This is a genomic window from Burkholderia sp. Ac-20345, assembly GCF_017104825.1.
GTDB classification, from domain to species: Bacteria; Pseudomonadota; Gammaproteobacteria; order Burkholderiales; family Burkholderiaceae; genus Burkholderia; species Burkholderia lata_B.
The window spans coordinates 1-840 of record NZ_JAAGPO010000532.1; the positions used below are offsets into that span (position 1 = coordinate 1).

The 840-nt window shown below is 68.8% G+C and carries 2 pseudogenes; both read right to left on the reverse strand.

The features are described from left to right. A pseudogene (locus G3O06_RS48480) lies at window positions 1-319 on the reverse strand (FHA domain-containing protein); the annotation flags it as partial. Window positions 320-505: 186 nt separating this feature from the next. Next, window positions 506-840 (reverse strand): annotated as a pseudogene (locus G3O06_RS48485) (type III secretion system protein); the annotation flags it as partial.

Below are 840 nucleotides of genomic sequence, written 5' to 3' on the forward strand. Positions count from 1 at the left end.
CCTCGAGATCGCTCGGCCACTCGCCGTTCGCGGGCCCGACGCAAAGCGCGGTCTCGCCGAACGGCACCGGCACGAAGTCGAGCATCAGGAGCGGCGAACCATCCGCGTCGAACGCATCGGCGGCCGCCTCGGCCGGCACGGGCGCCGCACGTCGTGCGCGGGTTGCGCCCTGCGCATCGATCGACAGCAGCAGATCGCCGTCGCGCCAGTCGGTGATGCGAATCTCCGCGTCGTCACCCGCGCCGATCCGGTGCTCGCCGGCATCGAGCGCGATTTCCGCACCGGCATGCAGGCCGGTCAGGATCCGCAGCAGCTTCATCGGTTGCTCCTTGTGCGTGCGTCGTGTGTTTCATTTGCGTCGATCGAATCGGTCGCGATCGGTGCACCTGTTCGATCGCGTCGCATCGTTCGTCCATGCAGCCAGAATAGTTCGACGCGGCATCGGTGTTCGTCCGTCGCGCGAATTCGCCGCCGCATTTGCGAAGCGCCGCGTGCGCCGCGACGTTCACGACCGCTGAGCGGCCAACACGCCCTTGTGCAACGTCTCGACGCTTGCGTACGCGCGTGCGAGCTGCGCGTTCGTCGACGGACGCTCCGCGTTGAACACGATGAGCGGCAGCAGAAAATAATGCGTGCTCGCACGCTCGCTACGCGTGGTCGCCGCGTCGCGCGGCGCACCGCCCGCGCTTCGCATCGCGTCGAGCAGCAACTGCTTCACGCCGCTCCAGCCGATCGGCGTCCACGGCCCGGTGCGCAAGCGGGCGGCGAGCAGGTCCGCGTTGTGATTCAGCAGCGCGGCCGTGATGCGCGCGCCGGGTTCGGTATCGACGCGCCGGCCGA